This window comes from Methylomonas sp. EFPC3, from assembly GCF_029643245.1.
Taxonomy (GTDB): Bacteria; Pseudomonadota; Gammaproteobacteria; order Methylococcales; family Methylomonadaceae; genus Methylomonas; species Methylomonas koyamae_B.
Genome location: NZ_CP116398.1, coordinates 1,710,083 through 1,733,016 on the forward strand (window position 1 = coordinate 1,710,083; position 22,934 = coordinate 1,733,016).

Sequence of the window (22,934 nt, forward strand, 5' to 3'; positions counted from 1 at the left end):
CAGCCGCGCCACCGGCTATTGTTGGCGGTCGCGGCCTGCGGTGTTGTCGTTACGCGCCATCGGTTTCCGCATTGCGCCCGGCGTCGCCTCGCTAGACGCCATAATCATGCGACAAAAGCCAACCCAGCCCCGCGACATCACGGCACGTTCCGTAAAATTGGTTACTATTTCCTGCACGTTTCCGGTATTTTCTGGATTTTGTCAGCACCTTATGCAATTAACGCGATAAAGAATAAGGGAGGTATGTTACGGCTCAGTTAAACTTGAAAATAAATCGGCGCCGTAGTATGGCCGCAAGACGATTGCGGGTTCGCGGCGGCTGAACCGGCGCTGAAGCTGGGGAACGTTAAGCTAAGGGTTACCGGTGCCGACGGTCCTCCGGTTTATGCCTTACCGGGCAAGCGGGACTTTGGAAACGGTGGAGATGAAAGCTGAACAGATGATACCGGTTACGGCAGCTTCAAGAGCGGCGGCGTTTGGCGGCAATCCAGTAAATCAGGCCGCCCAATGCATTCCAGATCAGGAAATAGGCTTGCGTTTGCCACGGCAGGCTGACGAACAAATAGCCGCAGCCCAGAATGGCGAGCGGGCCGGTCAGCCAGGGCAGCGGCGCGCGGAAGCGGCCCGGCGGCGGCGGACCTTGCCGGCGGGAGATCAGCATGCTGGCGGCGACTGCGCTAAACGCCAGCAAGGTTCCGGCATTGGCCAATGCCGCGATCTCCGCCAGCGGAAACGTGCCGGCGATGGCGCCGACCAGCAACGCAGTAAAGGCCGTGGCGCCGGCCGGCGTGCCGCGCCGGGAAATTTTGGCCAGCGCGGCCGGTAACAGGCCGTCCCGCGCCAGCGCATAGAAAATCCGGCTTTGGCCGTAAAAGAACGCCAGAATCACGGTCGGCAACGCCACAACCGCGGACAAGCCCAGAAACCGCGCCGCCAATGGTTGACCCAGTTCGCGCAACACCAAGGCCAACGGCTCCGGACTGGCGGCAAACCGTTCGTAACTCAGCGCCCCCAACGCCGCCAGCGCGACAGCAATGTAAATCGCCACGCAGACCAACATCGAACCGACGATACCGAGCGCCAGATCCCGTTCCGGATCGCGGGCTTCTTCGGCCGCGGTGGCGATCGCATCGAAACCGTAAAACGCAAAAAAGATGATGGCCGCGGCGACCATCACACCGCGCTCGACGCCGTCGGCGCCGGTTTGTTTGGCAAAACCGAACGGCATGAAAGGTTGCAGATTGACCGGGTCGAATTCGCGCGCCGCCAACACGACGAACAGCAGCAAGGCGACCAGTTTCAAGCCTACCAACAGTGCGTTGAAAGTTGCGCTTTCCCGGGTGCCGTAGATCAAAGCTGCCGCCACGGCGGCGATGACGGCCACGGCAGGCAGATTGGCGCTGCCGCCGGCCTCGGGGCCTTGCATCCAGTGCCACGGAATCGCCAGCGCGTCGTGCAGCAACGGTGCGGCATACCCCGACCAACCGACCGCGACGGCGCTGACCACCAGCGAATACTCCAGAATCAGGCTCCAGCCCACCAGCCAGGCGATCCGCTCGCCGATTACGAGCCGGGCATAGGTGTACGCGCCGCCGGCCTGCGGCATCGCAGTCGCCATTTCGGCATAAGCCAGCGCCGCGCAAGCGCAGACCAGGCCGGCAAACACGAAAGACACCACCACGGCCGGACCGGCCTTGCCGGCACCGACGCCGATCAAGGTCAGAATGCCGGTGCCGACGATGGCGCCGACGCCGAGCGCGAGCAGATGGAACCAGTGCAGGCTGGGCCTCAGCCGGTCCGGCGGTGGGGCGATGCCGGTCGATTCCGATATTTTCGCAGCGCGCCGCGTCATGCCTCTACTCCGCCGGATTGGCGCCGGCCTGACCGCGAATCGCCGCCTGCAAACCGGTCAGGCTATCCTGGCTAACCTGAATCAAACCGCGGTGCGGCCGGTCCAGATCGAGAATGATGAACACTAACACCACGATCAAGCCGACCATGATATGGGTGACGAAAGAAGCGCGGTGGCCGGACAAGCCGGTGGCGTAACCGACGATAGCGCCGGTCATCAGGAAAGTAGCGTACAGTAGCAACAGCACGAATTCCGGTACGTGCCGGTTCATCTCGGCGTCGCGCTTGCCGAAATTGTCGATCATCTCGTTCAACGCCGGAATGAACAAGCCGGTCGTCACCGGACTCGGTGCGGCGGCGTTAGCCTGGCTGGCATATTCCCATAGTCTGGCCTGCATTCTGCCGGCTTCGGCGATCAAGGCTTTACGCCGCACCCGCTCGGTCAGGTCGACGTTACCGGTCTGCACCCGCAAATCCAGGTAATCGCGCAGCAAGGCCAAGCTCTGCCCGCGGTGCGGTTCCGCCAGCAATTGCGCGCGCAAATAGGCGGTGCCGATTGCATTGGCCTCGTCGACCACCGCCTCGCTACGGCTATCGTAACGCTGCAAAGACAACGAAAAGGTAAAACCCAACAACAGGGCCAGGATGCCGACCAGCGATGCCGAGGTCGCATTGACATGGGCCTTGAAGTCGTCGCGCACGGTCGGCATGATGCGCAGGCCCACACGATAGCCGATCTCTATCGCCAGCAACATCGACAATAACAACAACAATGCAATCAGCAGACTGCTGACGTCGTACATAATTTCTTGCATAAGCCCAAACCCGAAATGGCCGAAAGCCTTATTTATACAGCTTCGGCGCTATCCGTTCACGCTTTTGTCGGCCAGCGAGCTTGCCGCTGCCGCCGCCGCGATCAAGCCAGGTTAGCCGCAGCGAGATTCGACTGCGGCTACCACCTTCTCGGCCGGCTCAATCGCCTACCGTGTAGTCGCGCGCTTCCATCATGTTTTCCAGCATACCGAACAAGCGTTGCGGCGCAATCAAACAGCCCGGCGCCGGACCGCGCGGCAGGATTTCCAGCGTCACGTCCTGGCCGGCCGCGCGATTTAGGGTCTGATAGGTAAAATAGTCCACCGATTCCGGCACCGGCTGCAACCCCTCCCAGTCGCCATTGGCGGCAGCCTCGGCAAAGATTTTATACGGCCAAACCGGCAGCGTGTCCCGGCCGGCCACGTCGCGTAGCACCGGTTGCCCGGCGTCTTTCAGACACCAAACTTCGTCGGTCTCGAACACGCGGTACAAAAAATACTCCAGCAATTCTTCATCGGACATCTCGGGAACGGCAGCAATTTCGTCTGAGTGAGGTTGGTAGCGCATCCCAATATTCCAGGCAGTGAAAGATACTCCGGAACCAGCAAAAACCACACCAGATAGCAAGATCGTGCAGACCGGGTTTCACCGTGAGACCTAAACGGCTGGACCAGCCCAGCCGGCCTTGACGGTCGACAAAACCCAGCTCACTTGTAGGAAATGCGACAAGACGATCCCGGCATGACCGGACCGCGTTTTGCGAAAAATGAATCGGCTTTCTTTCTCCGGCTCCGCCGGGAACGCCGCGGCCAACGGGCATCGGCAAACTTTGCGCCGGCCGTTTCCGGTCCCGCCGTGCTCCGCGACCACGACGTGGCATGGCGCTTGCTCCGAGCCAATCGCACCCGAACAGTGTCGGAGCGGAGTCCAGCCAGGTCATTCCAGGCCGTTGGCGCGGGATGCACCGGTCGACGACATTCGGGCCCAACCTGCAATCCAACTTACTTTTATGAGGTAAAGACCATGGCTGAGTTTTACGTCGAAATCAATGCTCAAGCAAACGGAGACCATCTGGTTCACAACGCGGCCTGCACCCTGTTGCCGGCCAAGGACAGCATTCGCTACTTGGGCTCTATCGCCAGTTGCGCCAGCGCGGTCAAAAAAGCCGCCGAATCGTTCCGCCAAGTTAACGGTTGTCCGCAGTGTGCCACGTCCTGCCACGTCGCTTGAGCGTTCGCTTTGAAGCAGATTTTCAGCAGCCGGTTGCCGGCATCCCATTGGTAAGTGCGAATGCCGTCGTCGGTGAGTTTGCCGTTGGCGTCGTAGCTACAGGCCACGCCGTTGGCGCTGCTGATCTGGTTGACGCTGTTGACGGTCAGCGCGGTGCCGGCCGTCGGCGTGGCGATGTCGGTCAGGTTGTCGCCGGCGTCGTAGGCGTAGCGGTATTGGCTGCCGTCGCTGGCATCGGCTTGCAACAGGCGGTCGGCGGCATCGTAAGCGTAGTTCCAGCGTTTGGTCTGTTTCGGCACGGCAGCCGGGCCGGTTTCCTGGATTTGGCTGATGATATTGTTGGCGGTGGTGACATAGTCGTAACGCCGCGAGGCGCCGCTGTTGACGATGCCGGTCAGGCGCCGGTCGTTTGGGTTGCCGTCGTACTGCCATTGGCTGCCGATAGCGGTACCGCTCAAGGTCTGCGCGGTCAGTTTCCCGGTTTCGCCCAGATAACTTTGCTCGAAGTTGCCCAGCGGGCTGGTGTGATTGATAGTCCGACCTTGCCCGTCGTATTGGTAAGCGGGATTGGCGAGCTCAAAAGCCGGCAGATATTTGCTGGCTTGCACAGAGCAGGCAAAACCTGCACAAATCCCCATCAACAGCCATTGCCAACAGCACAATAAGACCAGCGAAGGGCGAGTGTAATGCGTTATTCGAAATGGCATGAAACCTCTGAATATCGGTGTAACCGAAATGCTATCGCATCGCCATCGTAATGTTGTAGCGCAAGATTCATCTTAATCCGCGTGGGCACAAAACCGTGCCCACCCTTATATCTCGATTCTGACCGAAAAAAGAGGCAGAATCCCCGACTGATCATCGGGAGGGCGATGGAGAAGACGTGCCCACCCTGAGGCTTTAAAGCCTGCCTTGTAGATAGTTCTCTCCATCGCCCGCACTCACTTTAAAGTTCGAACGGTATTCTAAGGGCTTGGTTAACCTTGACCCTGTATGCATAAGGCTGAACTTTGCGAGTGTCCATTCTGATCCAGCGTTCGATTTTTGTTATTTCAGTTAGGTAGCGATCATGACTTCCATTATCATTGGCATCGATATTGCCAAGCTTAAATTCGACGTGGCCCGGCTCGCCGAAGGCAAATACAAGCATGCTAAGTTTGCCAACAATCCCGAGGGCTTTGCCGCGTTTGCCGTCTGGCTAGACGGCTTTGGCGACACCGACCCGCGTCTTTGCATGGAAGCCACTGGCGCTTACGGCCTACCCCTGGCAGAGTTTCTCGCCGACCGAGGCTACTTCGTCAGCGTGGTCAATCCTGCTCAAATTCATGCCTTCGGAAAAAGCGAACTCAGTCGCGCCAAAACCGATAAAGCCGATGCCAAGCTGATTGCCCGCTATGCCCTGCAAGCCGACCCGGTCGCCTGGAAACCACTACCCGCAAATCTGCGCCAGTTGCACGCCCTCACGCGTCGCTTAGAGCACTTGGGGGAAATGCAGCGCATGGAGCAGAACAGGTTGGAGACGGCTGACACCACCATCGTCCCTTCCATCAACACGGTGCTGGCGACATTGGCGGCCGAACTAAAGGCCACCCGTCAAGCCATCCAGGACCATATCGACAAGAATCCCGATCTCAAACAGCAAAGCGACCTGTTGACCTCCATTCCGGGGATCGGCCCCGCGACGACCGCCTATTTGCTCGTGGCTCTAAGCCCTCATCACGGCTACGTCAATGCCAAACAAATCGTGGCCCAAGCCGGACTCGCGCCCGCCATCCGTCAGTCAGGACAATGGCAAGGCAAAACCTGTATTGCCAAGACCGGTGACGCTCGGTTGCGCAAAGCGCTCTATCTACCCGCTTTGGTCGCCTGGCAACATAATCCAGCCATCCGCGTCCCATGCGAACGGCTCAAAGCCAACGGCAAAAACGGCAAGCTCACCGTCTGCGCCGCCATGCGTAAGCTCATTCATCTGGCTTTCGCTATCTTGAAATCCGGTAAACCTTTTGATCCTAATTTTTCCCTTGCATGAGCGGGTTTAAGACGGTATCTACCGGGCTGCCGTATAGGTATTGGGTTTTTCTCTGCTCATTTTGGATCACAATTTTTTTCGGATATTTTAAAAATTGTGTCCGGTTTAGTGTAGCCCCATCAATATCCAAAACCGTTGTGGATGACTTGAACCGGGAGCCGGATGGTGTAACGCTCCAAGTCCGGTTCTGCGAGGGCCGTTAGCAGGTTGGTGAAAAACTCTTTTTTGCCTTTGACTGACTCTATATTTAGTGACGATGAGGCTGTTTTTCCCACTAAATGCTGGTTCTATTGAGCAAAATTAGTGTCTGAAATATGGTTTTTCACCAACCTGCTAGGCGTAAGCCTAATGGCTACTCTCCCGAATGTGTGTAAATTTTAACCTAAGGAACCGCTGATTAATTCGTTATCTCGAATTTCAATGCCTATAAAATCAATGGGTTGCACATCGATTTTTCTTGAAAAACAGCATTGATCAGAGGTTCCCTAACAATTTCTTAAGTTTGAGTTTTAAGAAACTAACGAATGACCGAAGCCAAGTTGTTTAGCTTCCGTTATACAAAGTTTCTCCTGCCGCAAAAACACGATGCAGTTGAATGTAGGCATTGAGCGCCGATTGTGCAGCATCCAATTTTTCCTGCTTGGCTGACAGCAACCTTTCTTGGACTAAGAGCTGTTCTAACAAATCAATCAGCCCTTCCCTTTGTTGGACATTGGCGAGCTTGGCGGCTTGTTCTGCCTGAGTGGCAGAGTTGGCGGCTAGCGCCAGTCGTGCTTGCTGTTGTGCCAAGGCATTGAGGCTTGCCTCCGCTTCCTCATAGGCATTAATCACGGTTTGGCGGTAGCGTGCTGTCTCAGCTACCAGGCCCGCGTAACGCGCATCCACCTTGGCAAAGCGCTGGCCCCAATCGAAGAGCGGGACGGTCAATGATGGCCCGAAATTGCCGACGCCGCCTGCGCCCGGCACCAGGGAAACCCCCACGAGATTGGCGTTGAGGGCAATACTGCCTTCTAGCGTCAACCGTGGGAATACGTCTGCTTTGGCGACGCCAAGCTCTGCCGATTGCCTAAGCACAGCGGCTTCGGCGCGGCGTACATCCGGGCGCAAACGGAGTAAATTGGCAGGCGTTATATTAATGTTGACAGTAGACGGGGCAGGTAAATTATCGGGCTTATCCAACCTTGCATCCATTGTGGTTTGCCCCAGCAGCGCCATCAAGCGCAGCTTGGCACGGGCTTCATCTTCTAGTGTTTGTGGCAGTTGCGCCTTGGTCTGCGTTGCCGACTGCTCGGCGCGCGCCAAATCAAACGCGCTGGCAAGCTCATTAATAAGCCTTACTTTGGTCAACTTTACGAGCTGATCCTGAATATCAGTAATCCATTTGATGAGTTGCTGGCGTTGCTGCGCGGTTCGTAACTGGATGTAAGCGCTGGCAATTTCTGCACGTAAGATAAGCTGGGCGGCCTTGATGTCTTCTTCGGCCAAGGCAACATTTGCCTTGGCCCCGTCCACCACCGATTGATAACGGCCAAACAGCGGCACTTCCCAGCTGGCTTTGGCGGCCAGTGTGTAAGTCCCTGAGGTCCGTCCTTGTTGTGTAGTGCTTGGGTTGATGTTGGTTTCCTTACGACCAAGGCGATGATTAATATCAGCACTTGCCTGACCATCAAGCCGTGGCAACAGCGTGCTGGTATCAATTGTTTGCGTCGCTTCCGCTTCAACCAGCCGCGCTTTGAGCTCGGCTAGTCCAAGATTCTGACGTTCAGCCTTGGCAATCAAGTCGGCAAGCAGGGGATCATGCAACGCAGCCAACCAACTTTGAGATTTTTGTGGTGGCTGTGTCGCTTGTAAGCGATAGATAAATTTGTCCGGCACGGATTTATCAGGCACAGGCAGTGGCTTATGGAGTAAAGAACAACCTGTAAGTGCTACTGAAATAATGATGGGGGTCAGTAAACGCATAACAATGTCCAACTGTTGTGGGTAGTGAAGTTATGCATACTTATACCACAAACTTATCGCAAATAATTAGTTAATTAATGTTTATCATTAAATATTTATTGAAATATTAATTTTTTACTGTTATAGTGTTGATATTAAGGAGATGACCATGCTGAAACCTCAAGAACTAAAGCTATTTGTACGACTGGACCTGTTCTGCCGCATCTTGTGGGTGCTGTTTCCCATCACCCTTTGCTACGGGCTGTATTGGGTGTTTGAGTTTGGTTACTTCACCGAGACCGGCGACGAATGCAGCGCGCATCCAATTAAAGAATTCTCGCTGCCCGGTAAAGTTCTCGCAAGTATTTACCTGGGCATCAACATCGTGCTTTATGCGCTGCTGTTGGCGTTTATCCACCATTTGATCCGCAAATTCCGCCAAGGCGAGATGTTTGTCGAGAGTACGCTCGAGATCATGAAAAGTATTGCTTTTGTGCTGATGGCCTGGCCTTTCATTGAGATTACGCTGTACAACCTCGTCGCTTACAGCCTGAATAAAATCGGCGATCTCAAAGACTGGGACCCTTCTTTCTATCTCGAACTGGTCTTACTGGCGCTGGGCGGGGTGATACTTGCGCTGAGACTAGTGATTGCTTACGCCATCAAATTGCACAAAGACGCAGAGATGACCGTGTAAGGGGGCGATGATGACCATTATCGTCAATTTAGATGTCATGCTCGCCAAACGCAAAATGCGCCTGAACGAATTATCGGAGCGCACCAACATTTCAATTCAAAACCTCTCGATTCTAAAAACCGGCAAAGCCCGTGCGATCAGGTTCACCACGCTTAACTGTATCTGCGAAGCCTTAGAATGCCAGCCGGGCGATATTTTGGAATATAACCCAGGCCCACAAGGTGAGGATGAAGATTGCTAAAGTCTCGCTGGCGCGCGCTTCCTTGCAATATGAATGGCGGCGCTATTTGCCTGCCATTTTCGCCGTGGCGTTCTCTGGGTTGCTGGTGTTGGTGCAGGCGGCGCTGATGATCGGTATGTTCGCTACTACCGCCGTGTACATAGACAAAACAGGGGCGGATTTGTGGGTGGGCTTTCCTGGCACAATGTCCATCGACCAAGGCCAGCCTGTGAGCGATGATGTCGAGGCGTTTTTGCACATGCACCCAGAAGTTAAGCAGGTCGAAGCGTTCCAATGGGGGCAGGGTCAGTGGCGGCAACCGGGGCTTGGCAAGGTTGCTGTGTTCCTGATCGGTGTCCTCACCCATGCCGATTCCCTGGTCATGCGGGAGGTATTAACGCCAGAGGCCAAAAAATTGCTCAACGAACCCAACAGCATCCTGATTGATGAAGCCGACCAAGAGAAGTTGAATGCAACCGTCGGTGATTATGCAGAAATCAACGGAAACCGGGTCAAAATTGTAGCGCTTACCCAAGACCTTAAAGCCTTGGGCGGAGTCAATGTCGTTGCTTCCATAACCACCGTGCGCAACCTGGATGCCAGCTTGAAAAGCAGCGATGAAGTCGCCTATTTTGTGGTTAAGCTGAAAAACCCTGCATACGCTGAAATCGTCCGCGATCAACTGAAGCCCACCGGCTCCCTCAAGCGCTATGAGATATGGACAAAAGATGAATTCTCGATGATGAGTACATTATTCTGGCTGTTTGAATCCGGCGCGGGCATTGGTTTTTTATTTTCCACTATCATTGCCATGGTTGTCGGTACGGTCATTACTAGCCAAACATTAATGGCCGCTGTTGCCGCCGCCATCAAGGAATACGCAACGCTCAGAGCGCTTGGCGTGGTGTTTGTCAAACTCAAGTTCGTGGTGCTTGAGCAATCGCTTTGGGTTGGGGTTATTGGCCTGATCATTTCGTTTGTGTTGAGTTTCTCGCTCATTTGGCTCGCGCAGGTAAACTACGTGCCGGTTGGCTTGAATTTCTCGTTGGTACTGTTGGTCGCTATTTCAGTGATGGCAGTGGCGCTGTTTTCTGGCTTGCTTGCACTTAGGCAACTCAAAAAGGCTGATCCGGCGGCTCTGCTCAGATAATATGCAAAAGCAAGCTTCTATTATCGCTAAAGATTTAGCCAAGTCTTTTACCACTGGCAGCATCACGATTGCCGTCCTGAAAGGTTTGTCGATTGAAATTTATCCGGGTGAAATGACGCTTATCATTGGCCCTTCCGGTTGCGGTAAAAGTACGTTGCTGGCGCTACTGTCCGGTTTGAATCGGCAAGACCGTGGGGATATAAGTGTGCTAGGGCAACGTCTTTCGGCGCTTGATGATGATGGCATGGATGATTTCCGCTTGCAAAATTCCGGGTTTATTTTTCAGGGCTTCAACCTATTCCCTTCACTGTCTGCACTGGAACAAGTGATTTTGCCGTTGCAATATTTGGGCTTGGACGAACACACCGCCGAACAAAAAGCGAAAGAGGCGCTTAGCCATGTCGGGCTTGCGCCACGGATGCACCTGCGTCCAGCGGAATTATCCGGCGGCGAGAAACAGCGCGTTGCCATTGCACGGGTGCTTGCAAAGGAGCCCAAGATTTTATTCGCCGATGAACCGACTTCTGCGCTCGATAAAGTCAGCGGGCAGAATGTGGTGGATATCCTGCAGCATACGGCGCACGAAAAAGGCACGACAGTCTTGTGCGTAAGCCACGACCAGCGCCTGATCGCCCATGCCGACCGCGTACTATCGATGGAAGATGGCATGATTCATTCCGACACACACCCTGATAAAGATATGGCGGCAAGATTCAAATCCATGGAACACGCGTATGATCACTAAGAAGAGACTGTTTTTTTTCGGTTTGCTGGTGTTGGTTGCTGCGGCAACATTTTTAATGTTTGAAGAAGCCCCAGGCAATGAAGGGCAAAAGCAGGTCAAGGCTTACGATCCGGCTTATGTTGCCGTAGCCAAAGGCCGTGTCGATGTGGAGGGCGGGGTTATCAAGCTGGCCGCCCAGCGTGATGGCATTATCCAAGAAGTGTTAGTAGAAGAAGGCACCGAGGTAAAAATAGACCAGATCCTAGCCAAGCAAGATACACGGCAAGCTGAAATTCAAGTGGAGTTGGCACGTACAGAGTTGCAACGCGCAACCGCCCAAGTCAGTCTGCTTGAAGCCCGCTATGAATTCGCCAAACGCGATCAAGTACGCTACGTTAACGCCGCCAGAGAAGGGGCCGTCTCTAAACAGATTGTCGATAATAAAAGCACCGATGCCAAAAGCCAGAAAGCAGAACTGGATGCCGCCAGAGCTGCCGGGTTGGTTGCCAAGGCGCAGCTAAGGCAAGCAGAATTTGAGATTGAAGTTCGCAATATCCGTGCGCCGTTTGCTGGCCGGATTATTAGCCGTAGCGCCAAGCCTGGGGTGGGGTTGTCAACCCTTAACGTCACGGAACTGTTTCAGCTCGCACCCGCAAATGCCCGTATCGTCCGCGCAGACATTGACGAGCAGTTCATTGATGCGGTGAAGGTGGGAATGCCTTCTGAAATCATTTCTGAAACCAACCCAAATCAGAAATGGCGCGGCAAAGTAATCCGCATCGGCGAAATGTTTGGCAAGCGTAAGCAAAGCGACGACCCAAATGAGCGGCAAGATGTGCGCGTGGTCGATACCGTTATTTCTCTGGATGACAACGCCGTGCGTATCGGCCAGCGCGTGTTGGTCAAAATCGGCGCAAATAACCAACTCAACTTGGGTGCTTTGCGATTATAGCAATTCATATTTTTTATTGATTAGCAAGATTCTTCCGCCTAATTTATTTTCTTTTGCCGAAGGCAGGCGTATGGTGGCAACGGGCGAAGTTAACCGCGTACGTTGGGTTAATTGTATGTTGTGTGTGGGCTTGCGAACCCCAACAAATTAAATGCTTTTCATCCCCACACCGTTGCGGGAGTGCATCCTGACAAATCTTATGGGCTAGCCTAATGCCAAGTTACATAATGCGTGGGTGTAATGGTCAACAAAAACCGGACACTTGTTTAGGCAGCGTCTCTCGAAAATTCCCGCTCGAATTCGATCGGGGATTGATAGCCCAATGTTGAATGCGATCGACGGCCGTTGTAAAAAGCCAAATAGTCGATCACGCTCAGTTTTGCCGCCTCTTGGGTTTTGAATTTTTCGTAGTTGAGCTGTTCATGCTTCAAGCTACGGAAAAAGCGTTCCGTCGGCGAATTGTCCCAGCAATTGCCTTTTCGGCTCATGCTTTGCTCCATGCGCATCACGGCCAGATGTTGGCGATATTCTCGACTCGCATACTGACTACCACGATCCGAGTGATGCAGCAGACCAGGTGGCGGTTTGCGACGCCAGAAGGCCATTTGTAATGCCTTGACACAGAGCGAGGTCCGCATGTGGTCGTCAATGGCCCAGCCCACCACTTGGCGGGAGAATAGATCGATAACGACCGCGACATACAGCCAGCCCTGTAACGTCCAGACATAGGTAATATCCGTGCTCCACACTTGATTTGGCTGAGCGACCTTGAATTGGCGATCCAGCCGATTTGGGGAGATGGCCTCGCTGTGGTTGCTGTCCGTGGTCACTTTAAATCGTTTGGGGTAGCGAACTTTTAACTTCAACTCCCGCATGATCCGCCGCGTTTTAAAGCGGCCGACGGCAAAACCCTGTTTCTGCAAGCGATCCGCTAAGCGACGCGAACCAAAGCACTGCTTGTTGTCGGTAAAGATTTGACACACTTTATCGGTAAGCTGTTGATCCTGCCGCTTTTTATCACTGCCTTGTGAGGCGGTGCACCATTCGTAGTAAGCACTAGTGCCAACGCCCATGACCCGACACAGTACGGTGACTGGATAGGTCTTCTGTTGCTCTCGAATAAACCCGTACTTTATTCGGTTTCTTTCGCAAAGAAGACTGCGGCCTTTTTTAAGATTTCGCGCTCCATTCGCAACTGTTCATTTTCCTTCCGTAAGCGGATCAATTCGTCACGGTCCCCCAGATTCAGACAAGACTTTTTTACCGCCGATTCGTTCGCCGAAGGCTTGCGTTCCGCTCGTACCCAGCGTCCTAGGGCGCTTTGCGATATGCCCAAATGATCGGCTGCCTGCTGTTGGCTGTAGCCTTTTTCCAGAACCAGTTTGGCGGCATCTTGTTTGAATTCCAGGCTGTATTTTGGCCGATTGTGTTTTTTGTCGTTACTCATGACCACCTCTGCTAACAGTATAAATTCTGCCTTTAGAAGTGTCCGGGGTTATTAGACCATTTCAGGGATTATCCGGACAAACAGCGTGGGTTCGCCTTCCGCTTCGTCCTTTGTCCGCATAATTCGCATTATATAAAATGGCACTTGCTTTGCTCGTGCGTCCGCTTAAGCGCATTAAATAATCACGTTGCCAACTACCACTTTGGGTCCAGACGGAACTGCTCAACTATGGCTAAATGACACCCCCATTTTTCAAAACCAATCGAACAAATACACAAATACCATACTGGAAAGTCTGGCAGTGGCAAGCTCAACTGATTTTTTTAGGGGCCGGGTTAATAACGACAGCCAACGCCGGATTTCCCGGCAGCTCCGGCGGCCGGGAATCCTGGCGCACTCCGCGAGCCGGCGGCGGGCGCGCCCGATTGGCGGCGGCGCGTGTATTTCGCAGTCAACAGGGCTATACTCAGCTCTCCTAACAACGTAAGGAGATTGAGCATGAAAAAATTGGTTTCAATTCGGGCACTGACCGCCAGGATCAATCGGAAGTTGGCTAAGGAATCGAAGAAATTACAAAAATACCAGCCAAGGTTAATCAGCGAAAATCCGCTGGTCGAATACGCGGTTGTCGATCTGAAAACAAACGCGATCTTGAACTTTCACATGGCCGGCGAAATTCAGGAATTCGCCCGAGAATTGGGTTGTTTGAGTTTTCTGGAAGACGTATCGCTTGAGGCCGAAGGCTTGGCGACCTAACGCCGGCCAGGCTTAACCGGACGGAAGCCAGACTTCCAACCCGAAGTGCCCAGGCAAAGCTTGGGCACTACCGCAAAATCCAATCCGCCAGCATCAAGATGCTGCCTCAACGATCCGCTTGATCGCCGCCAGACCCTGTTCGAATTGGCCGCCCACCATCTTGTCGCAGTTCATCACCAGATTCATCGCCTTACCGACGAAATTGTTGCGCCCGGACATGGTCCAGGTCACGACGGTTTCGGTACCGGCGCTGTCAAAGCTGAATTCGGCAATATTGCTGGCTTTGAAGGGCTTTACAAACTCCAGACTAAAGCGGATGAAGCTGGCCGGCCGGCTGTCGACGATGGTCATACTGCCCTGCCCGACCTTATTGTTGCCCGACCAACGCATCGCCGCGCCGACGCCGGCGTCGGGGCCTTCGAAACTGTTTTGCGCATTCGGATCCAGCTTGGCCCAAGGCGACCAGGCATCCCATTTACGCAACTCGTTGACCTGGGCAAACACAAGCGATGCCGGTGCCGCCATCGCCAACGAACGGCTGACGCTGAAGCTATCCGGTTCGCGCGTGGCGATAAAGGCAAAAGCCGCCAACGCCACGGCGACCAGGATTAAGACGATTTCCAGCATAAAATTCTCCTCAGATTCTGTTTCGGGAATTCCTGACCAAGCCGCCGGCAACACATCATCCATTCGCTTGCCGCCCGCTCGAGCCAGCGCCGAGCCGGTTGGGCGACAGGCGGTTTGCGGTTTTTTCCGCCGCTTACGCCAATCGCCTTATACCACGTCGTCCGCTCATCGTTGCCGGCGAGAAGCAAAGTCCGCCATCCTCTGGATTCCAACGACCGATAATTCGGCGGATAGTCAACCGGCTTGCGTAAAGCGTTACTAAGAACCTTCGCTGGCAGTTCAGGATTGGCCGCCAACCCACGCCGCCGCCGGATCATCCAGGCGGTTGCCGTAATCGCGATTTCCACCGCAAACGACCGATGAAGTAGAAAGTTCAGCCACCACGGCTGATAAACCCGATCCACCAAGCTCAGAGAATACGGCTTCAATACGAACGGCGCCAGCCAGTAAATATTGCTGGCGATGTAATCCAGCAGCATGTGCAGGAAGCCGTTGCCGGCAAATACCAGGGCCAGTATCGGCAGGCGCCGGTCCGCGCTGCGCCGGTAATAAACCGCGGCCGCCGCCACCAGCAACAGCCAGGTCAGCGGAAAGTGGCTGAAATAACTGTGGTGCGGGTGCATGCCGCCGTCCACCAGATAAAAGTAAATCATGTCGAAATCCGGCGCCACCGCACCCAACATGCCGCAGCGCAGATAGGTTTTACAATCGACTTGCTGCCCGCGAGCCAATGGGTAAGTCAGTACCGAAACAATGTAGCCGGCCGGTAAATGGGCGATCAGCATGATTCCCTCCCGCTTGCACCGGCGCCGGTTTCGGCCAACCCGTACCAATCCAGCTTGCGCGTCGCCAGCATCGCGATGCTCAACACCGCAAACAACAGCAACGAACCCAGCATCAGCGCGTTGTCTTCCGATTCCAGCAAGCCGTAAAGGCTGGCGAACAAGGCCGCCAACAACACGCCGGCCGCGGTGCCGCGCGCCGCGCTGAGCAACACCGCGCTCAGATAGACCGCAATCAGCAGCACGCAAGCTCCGCTGGCCAGGCAATACGCTGCAGCAAACGGCAAATGCTCCGACAGGCTGAGCAGCAATAAAAAGAACATCGCCAACGCCAAACCGACCAAGGCATATTGGGCCGGATGGATCGCCAGTTTTTTCAGGAGTTCGAACAGAAAAATCGCGGCGAAGGTCAGACACACGAATAAAAAGCCGTACTTGGCGGCGCGATCGGACAAGGAATAGACATTGATCGGTTCGATCAGGCGCACGCCGAAACTGTCGTAGCTGGCGATATGGCGAACTCCACTCAGATTGCGGCCCACATTCGAAGCCAAGGCATCCACGCTCCAGGCCGCGCGAAAGCCGTCGCTGCCGGTCTGCTGACTGCTAGGGTCAGGCAAAAACCGGCCGAAAAAGCTCGGATGCTGCCAGGCCGAGGCCAGCTCGACTTGGGTATGTTTGCCGGCCGGGACGAATTCCAGTGCTTCGATGCCGCGCAGCTTCAAATCGAAGCCGAACGGAATCGAGATCGGGCCGAATTCGACCGGCATCGGCTCCAGATTGGCGTGCATGCCGCTGGCATCCTCCAGCGGCAAATTCGAACCTTGTTCGAAGGCATAGGTTTTGCCGGCCCACTCCACACCCGGCGCAGCCAACACCCCGCGCATATCCGACAAGGCGATGCCGATATAAGGCGTGCCGAATTGGATGCGGCCGCCGTGCAACGGCGCCGGATTGCCGTAACTGCCGGGCAGTTTGATCTCGCCTTTGCCGGATAGATTCACCACGTAAGAACGGACCTCGAACAGGCCGCGGCGCTTGGTCTCGGTGGCCAGCTCGCCGGTCAGGCGCAGTTGCTCGGGTAGAAAATGTAAATAGCGCAGCTCGCTACGTTGCAGCACCTCGCGCACCGCGGTACGGTCGCGGATGGTTTCGGAGACTTCGCTCCAAATTTCGTGATAAGGCACCACCAATACCGGACCGAACAGCTTTTGCGGGCCGGCCGAGCTGGCGGCGATATCGTTCACCGCCTGCAGTTGCCGGTTCTCGCGTTCGTTCGCCAGGTCCTTGACCATGCCGATCGGGATCAATAACAGCAACGTCAGTACTGCCATTGCCGCCGCTTTTTGCCATAGTTTGTTTCGCATCGTCGTTCTCCACAGGTTTGAATACGCTGCCTAGCATGCGCCCAAGCCGTGAAACCATGATGTCGGGATCGTGAAGCGGAGGTGAAGTTGGCCGAAGTTCGGAGTTCGGCTGGGTAGCATCGTCCCTGGCCGGGCCGGCCAAATCCTTATGGCCGGCCCGGCATCGGCTTTTGGCTGCGTCCGCTCGATGGCGCAGCCGAAAACCGTTCCCTTACTCAAACTCGCGCCGCTAATCGGCGGAACAGACCCAGCCTTGAATGCAGGCTTCCATGCAGGCCGGGGTAGAGGTGAACAAACAGAATTTTTCGATCGGGTTTAGATCCGGCACCGCATTCAAATCGGCGACGATGGTGTTCAAGGCATCCAGCCGCCCCAGGCTGCGGGTCCGTTCCCGGCTGTAATATTCGGTATTGGGCAAATTGTTGATACAAGCCTTTAATTCCGCAGGCGTCGACGCGCTAAGCACGCAACTGCGTTCGTACCGGGTAATGGTCGGCAGCCGGCCGAATAGTTTGGCGATGTCGGCCGGCGCCGAAACCGCGGCGGTACTGGCGCATACGCCGCATGCAAGCAATAGATAAGTTATCCACGTCTTCATTTCGTGTGTCCTCGGTTGCGGTCCGGGGCGGAAGCGACACCCGGACCGGTTCTGATCAGGAACTCGCCCCCTTCGGGCAAGGCTTCCGCTCCGGAACCTGCTACGCTGCCTGCGATACCGCCTCGCAGCGGCCGCGCTGGGCCAGGGCCTGCAAATCGATCACCCGGTCCACCGAGGCGATGGTCTCCGGGCGGTGAGCGATGATGATGCGGGTCAGCTTCAATTGCTGAATCGCGCCGTTCACCAAGCGCTCCCGCGCCACGTCCAGATGGCTGGTGGCCTCGTCCAAAACCAGAATCTTCGGCCGTTTGTATAAGGCCCGCGCCAGCAACACCCGTTGTTTCTGGCCGCCGGACAATACGGTGCCCATATCGCCGATCAACGTGTTGTATGCCATCGGCATCGCCACGATATCCTGGTGTACCGCCGCCAGTTGGGCGCAGGTTTCGATCCAGGCCTGGTCCGGTTCCGGATCGAAGAAACAGATGTTGTCGGCGATCGAACCGGCGAAGAGTTGGTCTTCCTGCATCACCGCCGCGACCATGTCCCGGTAGTCACGGTTGTCGATTTGCGGCAAGCGCACGCCGCCGACCAATATTTCGCCGGAGCTCGGCTGCAACAGGCCGAGAATCAACTTGGCCAGCGTGGTCTTGCCGTATCCGGACGGACCGACGATGGCCACCGATTCGCCGGCCTGGATGTCCAGACTCAGATTGCTGATCACCGCCGGTTCCGACGGCGCATAACTGAATGCCAGATCGCGGATTTGCAGCGAGGCCGGCAAGTCGCGCTGGCCGCAGCCCAAGCCGGCGCGCTCGGTGTCGGCCAGGGCAATGTCGGCCACCCTTTCGGTGTGCAGGCCCAGCATTTTGAATTCGATACTTTTCTCGATGAAGCTGCCGACCCGATGGGTGAATTGGTCCTTGAACGACATGAAGGCAAACAGCATCCCCACCGAAAAACCGCCGTCCAGAATGAACAGCGCGCCAAGCCAGACCACGGCGATGTTTTCCAGGCCGAACAACAGGCTGTTCAGCGCCTTGTAGACGATGCCCAGCTTTTGCACGCGGATGCCGGCGTTGAAGTGGTCCACCATCAGATTCTGGTAACCGACCTTGCGTTGCAACTCGCGGTTGAACAACTTCACGCTCTGCATGCCGCGCACGGTTTCCAGCAGATTGGTCTGCTGTTTGGCGCCGCGCAGGATTTGTTCCTCGGTCGCCAGCCGCAACGGCGTAAACAGGCTCAGCCTCAACAAACCGTATAGCGCGGCGGCCAGGCAGACGATGGCGGCCAGTTTCCAGCTATAGACCAGCATCATCGCCAGCGTGGCCAGCGCCATCGCGCCGTCGACGATGGCTTCCAGGAAGCCGGTGGTCAGCGTGCGTTGGATCACGTTCAACGATTCGAAGCGGGAGACGATGTCGCCGAGATGGCGTTTTTCGAAAAAACTCATCGGCAATTGCAATAAGTGACCGAACAGATTGCTCAGCAATTGCAGATTGGCCGAGGTGCTCAAGACCAGAACCACCCAGGAGCGCAATGCGGTAATCGCGGTCTGGATCAGAAACAGTAACAAAAAGCCCAAGCCCAGCACCGTCAGCAGGTTGTCGTCGCGGGCCACGACCGCGTTATCGACCACCAATTGCATAAAAAAAGGCGCGACGATGGCAAACACTTCAATGGCCGCAGCCAATAAAACGATTTGCCAGATCGCGCCGGCGGCCCCATCCAACTGGCCAATCAGGCGGGAGAGCTTGATTTGTTGACGTTCGGTTTTCGGCGTAAAGCTTTGGGTCGGCATCAGTTCCAAAGCGATGCCGGTGAAATGTTTGGAGATGTCGCTAAACGGCAGATTCAGCACGCCTTTGGCCGGATCGTGTATTGTCGCCACTCCGCGCTTGACCTGGGTCAACACCACGAAGTGGTTGAAATCCCAATGCAGGATCGCCGGCAGGCTCAGCTTGCTCAGCTCCGGCAAATCGACTTTGACCGGGCGCGAGGCCAGATGCAACTGGTCGGCAATGCGGATCAAATGGTTCAAGGTCGAGCCTTTCAAGGACACCGAAAACTTGCGACGCAAACTGGCGACGTCGAGCCGGTGGCCGTGGTATGAAGCCACCATCGCCAGACAGGCCAGCCCGCATTCGGCGGCTTCGGTTTGCAGAATCGACGGCGTTTTCTTGCGGCCGGAAAAATCCAGCATGGCTTGTATGCTCATGGTTACACCCGTCCGGCAATGCTATAGAGCGGTTCGAAAATCCAGTCGATCAAGCGGCGGTGATCCAGCCAGATGTCGGCATCCAGCAACATGCCGGACTGCAACGGGATCTCCTGGCGATAGGCCTGCACCGACTGTTTATCCAGCACGACCGTGACCCGGTAAACCGCTTCCTGCAAGGTCACCGGCAAATCCGCGTCCTTCGGCGTGATCAGCGTTTTGGCGATTTCGACGATACGCCCCCGGTGGCTGCCGAAACGCTGGTACGGAAAGGCCTGGTAACGGATCGCCACGGTTTGGCCGGTCTCGACGAAACCGACCGCGCTGGACGGCACCAGCAGTTGCGCCTGCAATTGGGCGCCGGCCGGCAAGATCGACAATAACGGATTGGCGGTGCCGGCATTTTGGCCCTGTTCGGCCAGAATCGCGGTCGCGGTGCCGTCGTGCGGTGCGGTGATGACGATGTTGCGCCGGGATTCGGATTCGGTGATGTTCTGGGTCAGGGTCGAGATGTTGCGTTCGATTGCCGCCCGCTGGTTTCTGAACTTCATCTGGCTGCCGTCCACTTCCAACTGGGTGGCGCGGATGTCGCGCTGCAACGTCATTTGGATGCGTTGCAAGGCCTGCAATTTGGCTTGGTGGTCCAGCCATTCGTCCTGTTTTTGCTGGGCCTGTACCGCCGAGACGAATTTAGTTTGGAGCAACTGCTGGTAGCGCTGCAGCGTGGCTGCCGCCCCGGCCAAACGTTGCTGCTGGGTAGCGATCTCGCTGTTGACTTGCTGCAGTTCGCGTTGCATGCCTTGCCAGCGGTCCAGCAAGGCGCGATATTGAATTTGGTCGATTTGTTCCTGCTTGCTCAACTCGGTTTCCAGGCTTTCCCGGCGCTGCTTGAGCTGTTCGATCGCGGCGGCCTGGGCCTGCGGCGTGTCGCGGGAACTGCTGTCGGTGGACAACACGAACAAGGTATCGCCGGCTTTTACGGTTTGGCCTTCCTTGACGTGCTTCTCGATCAGGGTGCCGGCTTGCGGCGGGTAAACTTTGATCAAACCCATGCTCGGCGCCAAATAACCGCTGACATGGGATTTGCGGGTGTATTCGCCCCAGAAGGCGAAGGCGATCAGCAGCACCGCGCTGCTAACCGCCAATGCGGTAAGTAAGGAAAACGGCAAAGCTTCCACCCGTATCACCTCTCCCAAAGGCTTGTCTCTTTTGTAATCCAAGGCTTGTTGTCGAAATAATGCCGGTTTCATGCTGCCGTTCTCCTCTCACCTGTGCTGCGTTAAAGACCAAAGCACTCAGATAACGCCGTAATCGGCGGCCAGTCGCATCTCGTCGCTGGGTTTGAGGTTATTGGTCACCACTTGCGGACATCTGAAACAAGCCGCCTTCCCCTCCTGGTTCCACCAGCGGCAATCGGCGCGAATCGCGCACACCGGCAATTGCTCGGTAACCGACGGCGTAAAGCGCACGACTTTTTCGGCCAAGCGACATTTCGATTCCTCGGCGGCAAAATGGCCGCATCCGCTGCAGGCGCAAGGCGCGGAGAAGCGAAACACTTCGGCCGGCGTCAACGGGCCGGCCATGGCCAGCACTTGCTCGGTGACCGGTTGCGGCGTATTCAGATAAGCCATTTCCGGCTGTTCCGGGGTACCGGCCACAACCCCGATGACTTGGGCTCCGTCCCATTCCGGCTGCGCGCTGGGGCATAACACTGCGTTATCCGAGGCCATGGCGCGCTCAACCCAGCCGGGTTGCTCCTTGGATACCGGCAGCCAAGCCGCCAGCGGCGGGGTTGGTGGCCAGGCCGTTGACGGCTTTGAATTGGTCGAACCATGGGCCGCCGGCGATGATGCCTTTGCTCAGCACCAGGCTGACCGAGGCGCCGCCGCTGACTTGCTCCAGCTCGGCGGCGCTCAATTCGCTGCCGGCCGCGGCGCGGGCCTGCAATGCGCGTTGCTTGCCTTGTTCGGCGAAAGCGGCTATGTCGTCGGCGGAAATCCGGGTAGTTTTATTTGACATGATTGTTCTCCAGACTGTGGTTGGAAAATCCTTAGCGCACCAGAACGTTCTGGGCCAAGGTTTTAACGTTGATCACGCTGGCGCCCGGATTGATCACCGGCCAGAATTTGCGCGGAAACTGGCTCAAGTCGCCTTCCGGGCCGATCAGGCCGCCGGCCACCTGGGCTTGCTCCTGTGAGGTCAAGACTTGCAAGTCTTGGGTAAATGCGGGTTGTTTTGACATTTTCTTGCTCCTTAAGACAGAACACACCGGACCGAATCGGTCGCGGACGAAACGCGGAGCGGAAACAGCCGACGAGCGACCGTAACTCCGCCATTCCCCGTCGCAGGCCAGGCCGTGGACGGGTGCCGATACAGTAGCCAAGGCGGCCGCTGCCAGGCAGTGACAAATTGCACGGCCGAGGTGTGGAGTTGTTAACCTGGGTATTCTCGGCGCTAGGTAAGCGGATTGATTCGGCTACAGCTTGCCTGGTGTTGGCCCAAACCCGGTAAGCGGCCCAGTTCAGCGTCAGCACCTCCAGCGCCATTTTCGACAGCTTGCTGCTGCGGCGGCGTTAGCTTAGCGGAACAAAAAAAACAGCGCCGCGACTTGATTCACCGGAGATATGTGAAATACTTCACAGGACAAAGCGCTACGGTGCCGGCGCATTTGCGCGGTAAGCCCCGGCCGACTCGGTTTTTCACCCGGCACCGCTGCCCAAACTAAACCCATGGCCGTTTGCCGGAATTCACTGTTAAGGCCTGCTACCGCCCGTCAACCAAACATCAGAAAATGTAAAAACGCCGTTATGCAATCCGAAGTTCTCGCTTGTCTCAACCAAATCCCGTTTTTGGCCGGCATGCCGGAAGAAGCGCTCAGCGCGCTGGCCTCGCGGGCCAAAGTCGTCAAATTCCCCAAGAAAGCCCTGATCATCTCCGAAGGCGACGATACCTGCTCGATGTATATCGTGTTGTCCGGCAAAGTCCGGGTGTTCAGCAGTAACGAAAAGGACAAGGAAGTGACTTTGCTGATTCAGGAAGCCGGTTCCTACTTCGGCGAACTGGCCTTACTCAGCAACGAGCCGCGTTCGGCCGGCGTCGAAGCCATGGATAAGACGGTTTGCGGGGTCATTTGCAAGGCTGACTTCATCCACTGGCTAAAACAGTACCCGGACGCCGCGATCGAGCTGCTTGGCGTGTTGGCGGAAAAAGTGCGGGCGTTGACCGAGAAAGTCAAACAGATGGCGCTGTCCAACGTCTACGAACGCACCATCAAGATATTGCAGGACATGGCCGAAAAGGACGGAGACATTTACGTGATCCACAACCGGCCCACCCAGCAGGAACTGGCGACCATGGTTGGCTCGTCACGGGAGATGATCAATAAAGTGATGAAGGAATTGACCAAGGGCGGCTACGTCAGCGTCGACGATAAAACGCTGCGCATCCTGCACACCCCGCCGGCATCCTGGTAGCCGGCAAACTCGCCGTTCAGCCCCCATTAATCTGGCCGCAAGCCAGAACTTAATCC

General features: G+C 55.9%; 24 protein-coding genes. 8 read left to right on the forward strand and 16 right to left on the reverse strand.

What is annotated here, in order from left to right; all coding sequences use genetic code 11:
- Nucleotides 1-460: 460 nt before the first annotated feature.
- From PL263_RS07625 to PL263_RS07640, 4 genes are all read right to left on the reverse strand, one after another.
- Nucleotides 461-1,852 (reverse strand): amino acid permease, encoded by a 1,392-nt coding sequence (locus PL263_RS07625; protein ID WP_278212426.1) that lies wholly within the window; start codon nucleotides 1,850-1,852, stop codon nucleotides 461-463.
- Nucleotides 1,853-1,856: 4 nt separating this feature from the next.
- The gene (locus tag PL263_RS07630; RefSeq protein WP_278212427.1) at nucleotides 1,857-2,666 is read right to left on the reverse strand and encodes a hypothetical protein; all 810 of its coding nucleotides are present in this window, start codon (nucleotides 2,664-2,666) and stop codon (nucleotides 1,857-1,859) included.
- 157 nt (nucleotides 2,667-2,823) lie between these two features.
- Complete coding sequence (locus PL263_RS07635; RefSeq protein ID WP_260839284.1) at nucleotides 2,824-3,231, reverse strand: DUF2750 domain-containing protein; 408 nt, start codon at nucleotides 3,229-3,231, stop codon at nucleotides 2,824-2,826.
- A gap of 554 nt (nucleotides 3,232-3,785) precedes the next feature.
- Nucleotides 3,786-4,601 (reverse strand): hypothetical protein, encoded by an 816-nt coding sequence (locus PL263_RS07640; RefSeq protein ID WP_278212428.1) that lies wholly within the window; start codon nucleotides 4,599-4,601, stop codon nucleotides 3,786-3,788.
- A gap of 362 nt (nucleotides 4,602-4,963) precedes the next feature.
- On the opposite strand from PL263_RS07640, the gene PL263_RS07645 reads away from it, so the two are divergent.
- On the forward strand, nucleotides 4,964-5,923 hold the full coding sequence (locus PL263_RS07645; RefSeq protein ID WP_278212429.1) for an IS110 family transposase: 960 nt from the start codon (nucleotides 4,964-4,966) through the stop codon (nucleotides 5,921-5,923).
- 543 nt (nucleotides 5,924-6,466) lie between these two features.
- Here the strand turns inward: PL263_RS07645 and PL263_RS07650 are convergent.
- Nucleotides 6,467-7,885: an efflux transporter outer membrane subunit gene (locus PL263_RS07650; RefSeq protein WP_278212430.1), complete on the reverse strand. Its 1,419-nt coding sequence runs from the start codon at nucleotides 7,883-7,885 to the stop codon at nucleotides 6,467-6,469.
- Nucleotides 7,886-8,033: 148 nt separating this feature from the next.
- Here PL263_RS07650 and PL263_RS07655 point away from each other — a divergent pair, with 148 nt between their 5' ends.
- From PL263_RS07655 to PL263_RS07675, 5 genes are read left to right on the forward strand one after another with little or no spacing between them, the layout of a single operon-like run.
- Complete coding sequence (locus PL263_RS07655) at nucleotides 8,034-8,561, forward strand: DUF2975 domain-containing protein (protein WP_278212431.1); 528 nt, start codon at nucleotides 8,034-8,036, stop codon at nucleotides 8,559-8,561.
- A 10-nt stretch (nucleotides 8,562-8,571) separates the two neighbouring features.
- Nucleotides 8,572-8,802, forward strand: coding sequence for a helix-turn-helix transcriptional regulator (locus tag PL263_RS07660; protein WP_278212860.1), 231 nt, complete (start codon nucleotides 8,572-8,574; stop codon nucleotides 8,800-8,802).
- Complete coding sequence (locus PL263_RS07665) at nucleotides 8,789-9,931, forward strand: ABC transporter permease (protein WP_278212432.1); 1,143 nt, start codon at nucleotides 8,789-8,791, stop codon at nucleotides 9,929-9,931. The genes PL263_RS07660 and PL263_RS07665 overlap by 14 nt, the downstream gene beginning before the upstream one ends.
- A gap of 1 nt (nucleotide 9,932) precedes the next feature.
- Nucleotides 9,933-10,676: an ABC transporter ATP-binding protein gene (locus PL263_RS07670; protein WP_278212433.1), complete on the forward strand. Its 744-nt coding sequence runs from the start codon at nucleotides 9,933-9,935 to the stop codon at nucleotides 10,674-10,676.
- Nucleotides 10,666-11,607: an HlyD family efflux transporter periplasmic adaptor subunit gene (locus PL263_RS07675; protein ID WP_278212434.1), complete on the forward strand. Its 942-nt coding sequence runs from the start codon at nucleotides 10,666-10,668 to the stop codon at nucleotides 11,605-11,607. Before PL263_RS07670 ends, PL263_RS07675 begins: the two co-directional genes overlap by 11 nt.
- A 266-nt stretch (nucleotides 11,608-11,873) precedes the next feature.
- Here the strand turns inward: PL263_RS07675 and PL263_RS07680 are convergent, their stop codons facing one another.
- Both PL263_RS07680 and PL263_RS07685 read right to left on the reverse strand, forming a co-directional pair.
- On the reverse strand, nucleotides 11,874-12,743 hold the full coding sequence (locus PL263_RS07680; protein ID WP_347568950.1) for an IS3 family transposase: 870 nt from the start codon (nucleotides 12,741-12,743) through the stop codon (nucleotides 11,874-11,876).
- Nucleotides 12,740-13,054, reverse strand: a complete 315-nt coding sequence (locus PL263_RS07685) for a transposase (RefSeq protein ID WP_278209330.1) — start codon at nucleotides 13,052-13,054, stop codon at nucleotides 12,740-12,742. Before PL263_RS07685 ends, PL263_RS07680 begins: the two co-directional genes overlap by 4 nt.
- A 498-nt stretch (nucleotides 13,055-13,552) precedes the next feature.
- On the opposite strand from PL263_RS07685, the gene PL263_RS07690 reads away from it, so the two are divergent.
- Nucleotides 13,553-13,810, forward strand: a complete 258-nt coding sequence (locus tag PL263_RS07690; RefSeq protein WP_278212435.1) for a hypothetical protein — start codon at nucleotides 13,553-13,555, stop codon at nucleotides 13,808-13,810.
- Between the two features lie 93 nt (nucleotides 13,811-13,903).
- On the opposite strand, the gene PL263_RS07695 is transcribed toward PL263_RS07690, so the two are convergent.
- From PL263_RS07695 to PL263_RS07735, 9 genes are all read right to left on the reverse strand, one after another.
- Nucleotides 13,904-14,437, reverse strand: a complete 534-nt coding sequence (locus tag PL263_RS07695) for an SRPBCC family protein (protein WP_278212436.1) — start codon at nucleotides 14,435-14,437, stop codon at nucleotides 13,904-13,906.
- Complete coding sequence (locus PL263_RS07700; protein ID WP_278212437.1) at nucleotides 14,419-15,222, reverse strand: metal-dependent hydrolase; 804 nt, start codon at nucleotides 15,220-15,222, stop codon at nucleotides 14,419-14,421. Before PL263_RS07700 ends, PL263_RS07695 begins: the two co-directional genes overlap by 19 nt.
- On the reverse strand, nucleotides 15,216-16,586 hold the full coding sequence (gene creD, locus PL263_RS07705) for a cell envelope integrity protein CreD (protein WP_278212438.1): 1,371 nt from the start codon (nucleotides 16,584-16,586) through the stop codon (nucleotides 15,216-15,218). Before creD ends, PL263_RS07700 begins: the two co-directional genes overlap by 7 nt.
- A gap of 229 nt (nucleotides 16,587-16,815) precedes the next feature.
- Nucleotides 16,816-17,184: a hypothetical protein gene (locus PL263_RS07710; protein ID WP_278212439.1), complete on the reverse strand. Its 369-nt coding sequence runs from the start codon at nucleotides 17,182-17,184 to the stop codon at nucleotides 16,816-16,818.
- Nucleotides 17,185-17,284: 100 nt separating this feature from the next.
- Nucleotides 17,285-19,405 carry a peptidase domain-containing ABC transporter gene (locus PL263_RS07715; protein ID WP_278212440.1) on the reverse strand — a complete coding sequence of 707 codons (2,121 nt, stop codon included), beginning with the start codon at nucleotides 19,403-19,405 and terminating at the stop codon, nucleotides 17,285-17,287.
- A 2-nt stretch (nucleotides 19,406-19,407) separates the two neighbouring features.
- On the reverse strand, nucleotides 19,408-20,655 hold the full coding sequence (locus PL263_RS07720; RefSeq protein WP_278212441.1) for an HlyD family efflux transporter periplasmic adaptor subunit: 1,248 nt from the start codon (nucleotides 20,653-20,655) through the stop codon (nucleotides 19,408-19,410).
- Nucleotides 20,656-20,700: 45 nt separating this feature from the next.
- On the reverse strand, nucleotides 20,701-21,135 hold the full coding sequence (locus PL263_RS07725; RefSeq protein WP_278212442.1) for a nitrogen fixation protein: 435 nt from the start codon (nucleotides 21,133-21,135) through the stop codon (nucleotides 20,701-20,703).
- Nucleotides 21,136-21,142: 7 nt separating this feature from the next.
- Entirely contained in the window at nucleotides 21,143-21,424 is a 282-nt protein-coding gene (locus PL263_RS07730; protein ID WP_278212443.1) for a hypothetical protein, read from the reverse strand.
- A gap of 31 nt (nucleotides 21,425-21,455) precedes the next feature.
- Nucleotides 21,456-21,647, reverse strand: coding sequence for a hypothetical protein (locus PL263_RS07735; RefSeq protein WP_278212444.1), 192 nt, complete (start codon nucleotides 21,645-21,647; stop codon nucleotides 21,456-21,458).
- Nucleotides 21,648-22,212: 565 nt separating this feature from the next.
- Here PL263_RS07735 and PL263_RS07740 point away from each other — a divergent pair.
- Nucleotides 22,213-22,878, forward strand: a complete 666-nt coding sequence (locus PL263_RS07740; RefSeq protein ID WP_140912290.1) for a Crp/Fnr family transcriptional regulator — start codon at nucleotides 22,213-22,215, stop codon at nucleotides 22,876-22,878.
- Nucleotides 22,879-22,934: the final 56 nt, after the last annotated feature.

What these genes read in the sequence shown, in the direction of transcription:
- PL263_RS07625 (WP_278212426.1), bottom strand. Translation starts at nt 1,852, where the DNA reads ATGACGCGGCGCGCTGCGAAAATATCGGAATCGACCGGCATCGCCCCA.
- PL263_RS07630 (WP_278212427.1), bottom strand. Translation starts at nt 2,666, where the DNA reads ATGCAAGAAATTATGTACGACGTCAGCAGTCTGCTGATTGCATTGTTG.
- PL263_RS07635 (WP_260839284.1), bottom strand. Translation starts at nt 3,231, where the DNA reads ATGCGCTACCAACCTCACTCAGACGAAATTGCTGCCGTTCCCGAGATG.
- PL263_RS07640 (WP_278212428.1), bottom strand. Translation starts at nt 4,601, where the DNA reads ATGCCATTTCGAATAACGCATTACACTCGCCCTTCGCTGGTCTTATTG.
- PL263_RS07645 (WP_278212429.1), top strand. Translation starts at nt 4,964, where the DNA reads ATGACTTCCATTATCATTGGCATCGATATTGCCAAGCTTAAATTCGAC.
- PL263_RS07650 (WP_278212430.1), bottom strand. Translation starts at nt 7,885, where the DNA reads ATGCGTTTACTGACCCCCATCATTATTTCAGTAGCACTTACAGGTTGT.
- PL263_RS07655 (WP_278212431.1), top strand. Translation starts at nt 8,034, where the DNA reads ATGCTGAAACCTCAAGAACTAAAGCTATTTGTACGACTGGACCTGTTC.
- PL263_RS07660 (WP_278212860.1), top strand. Translation starts at nt 8,572, where the DNA reads ATGACCATTATCGTCAATTTAGATGTCATGCTCGCCAAACGCAAAATG.
- PL263_RS07665 (WP_278212432.1), top strand. Translation starts at nt 8,789, where the DNA reads ATGAAGATTGCTAAAGTCTCGCTGGCGCGCGCTTCCTTGCAATATGAA.
- PL263_RS07670 (WP_278212433.1), top strand. Translation starts at nt 9,933, where the DNA reads ATGCAAAAGCAAGCTTCTATTATCGCTAAAGATTTAGCCAAGTCTTTT.
- PL263_RS07675 (WP_278212434.1), top strand. Translation starts at nt 10,666, where the DNA reads ATGATCACTAAGAAGAGACTGTTTTTTTTCGGTTTGCTGGTGTTGGTT.
- PL263_RS07685 (WP_278209330.1), bottom strand. Translation starts at nt 13,054, where the DNA reads ATGAGTAACGACAAAAAACACAATCGGCCAAAATACAGCCTGGAATTC.
- PL263_RS07690 (WP_278212435.1), top strand. Translation starts at nt 13,553, where the DNA reads ATGAAAAAATTGGTTTCAATTCGGGCACTGACCGCCAGGATCAATCGG.
- PL263_RS07695 (WP_278212436.1), bottom strand. Translation starts at nt 14,437, where the DNA reads ATGCTGGAAATCGTCTTAATCCTGGTCGCCGTGGCGTTGGCGGCTTTT.
- PL263_RS07700 (WP_278212437.1), bottom strand. Translation starts at nt 15,222, where the DNA reads ATGCTGATCGCCCATTTACCGGCCGGCTACATTGTTTCGGTACTGACT.
- creD (WP_278212438.1), bottom strand. Translation starts at nt 16,586, where the DNA reads ATGCGAAACAAACTATGGCAAAAAGCGGCGGCAATGGCAGTACTGACG.
- PL263_RS07710 (WP_278212439.1), bottom strand. Translation starts at nt 17,184, where the DNA reads ATGAAGACGTGGATAACTTATCTATTGCTTGCATGCGGCGTATGCGCC.
- PL263_RS07715 (WP_278212440.1), bottom strand. Translation starts at nt 19,405, where the DNA reads ATGAGCATACAAGCCATGCTGGATTTTTCCGGCCGCAAGAAAACGCCG.
- PL263_RS07720 (WP_278212441.1), bottom strand. Translation starts at nt 20,655, where the DNA reads ATGAAACCGGCATTATTTCGACAACAAGCCTTGGATTACAAAAGAGAC.
- PL263_RS07725 (WP_278212442.1), bottom strand. Translation starts at nt 21,135, where the DNA reads ATGGCCTCGGATAACGCAGTGTTATGCCCCAGCGCGCAGCCGGAATGG.
- PL263_RS07730 (WP_278212443.1), bottom strand. Translation starts at nt 21,424, where the DNA reads ATGTCAAATAAAACTACCCGGATTTCCGCCGACGACATAGCCGCTTTC.
- PL263_RS07735 (WP_278212444.1), bottom strand. Translation starts at nt 21,647, where the DNA reads ATGTCAAAACAACCCGCATTTACCCAAGACTTGCAAGTCTTGACCTCA.
- PL263_RS07740 (WP_140912290.1), top strand. Translation starts at nt 22,213, where the DNA reads ATGCAATCCGAAGTTCTCGCTTGTCTCAACCAAATCCCGTTTTTGGCC.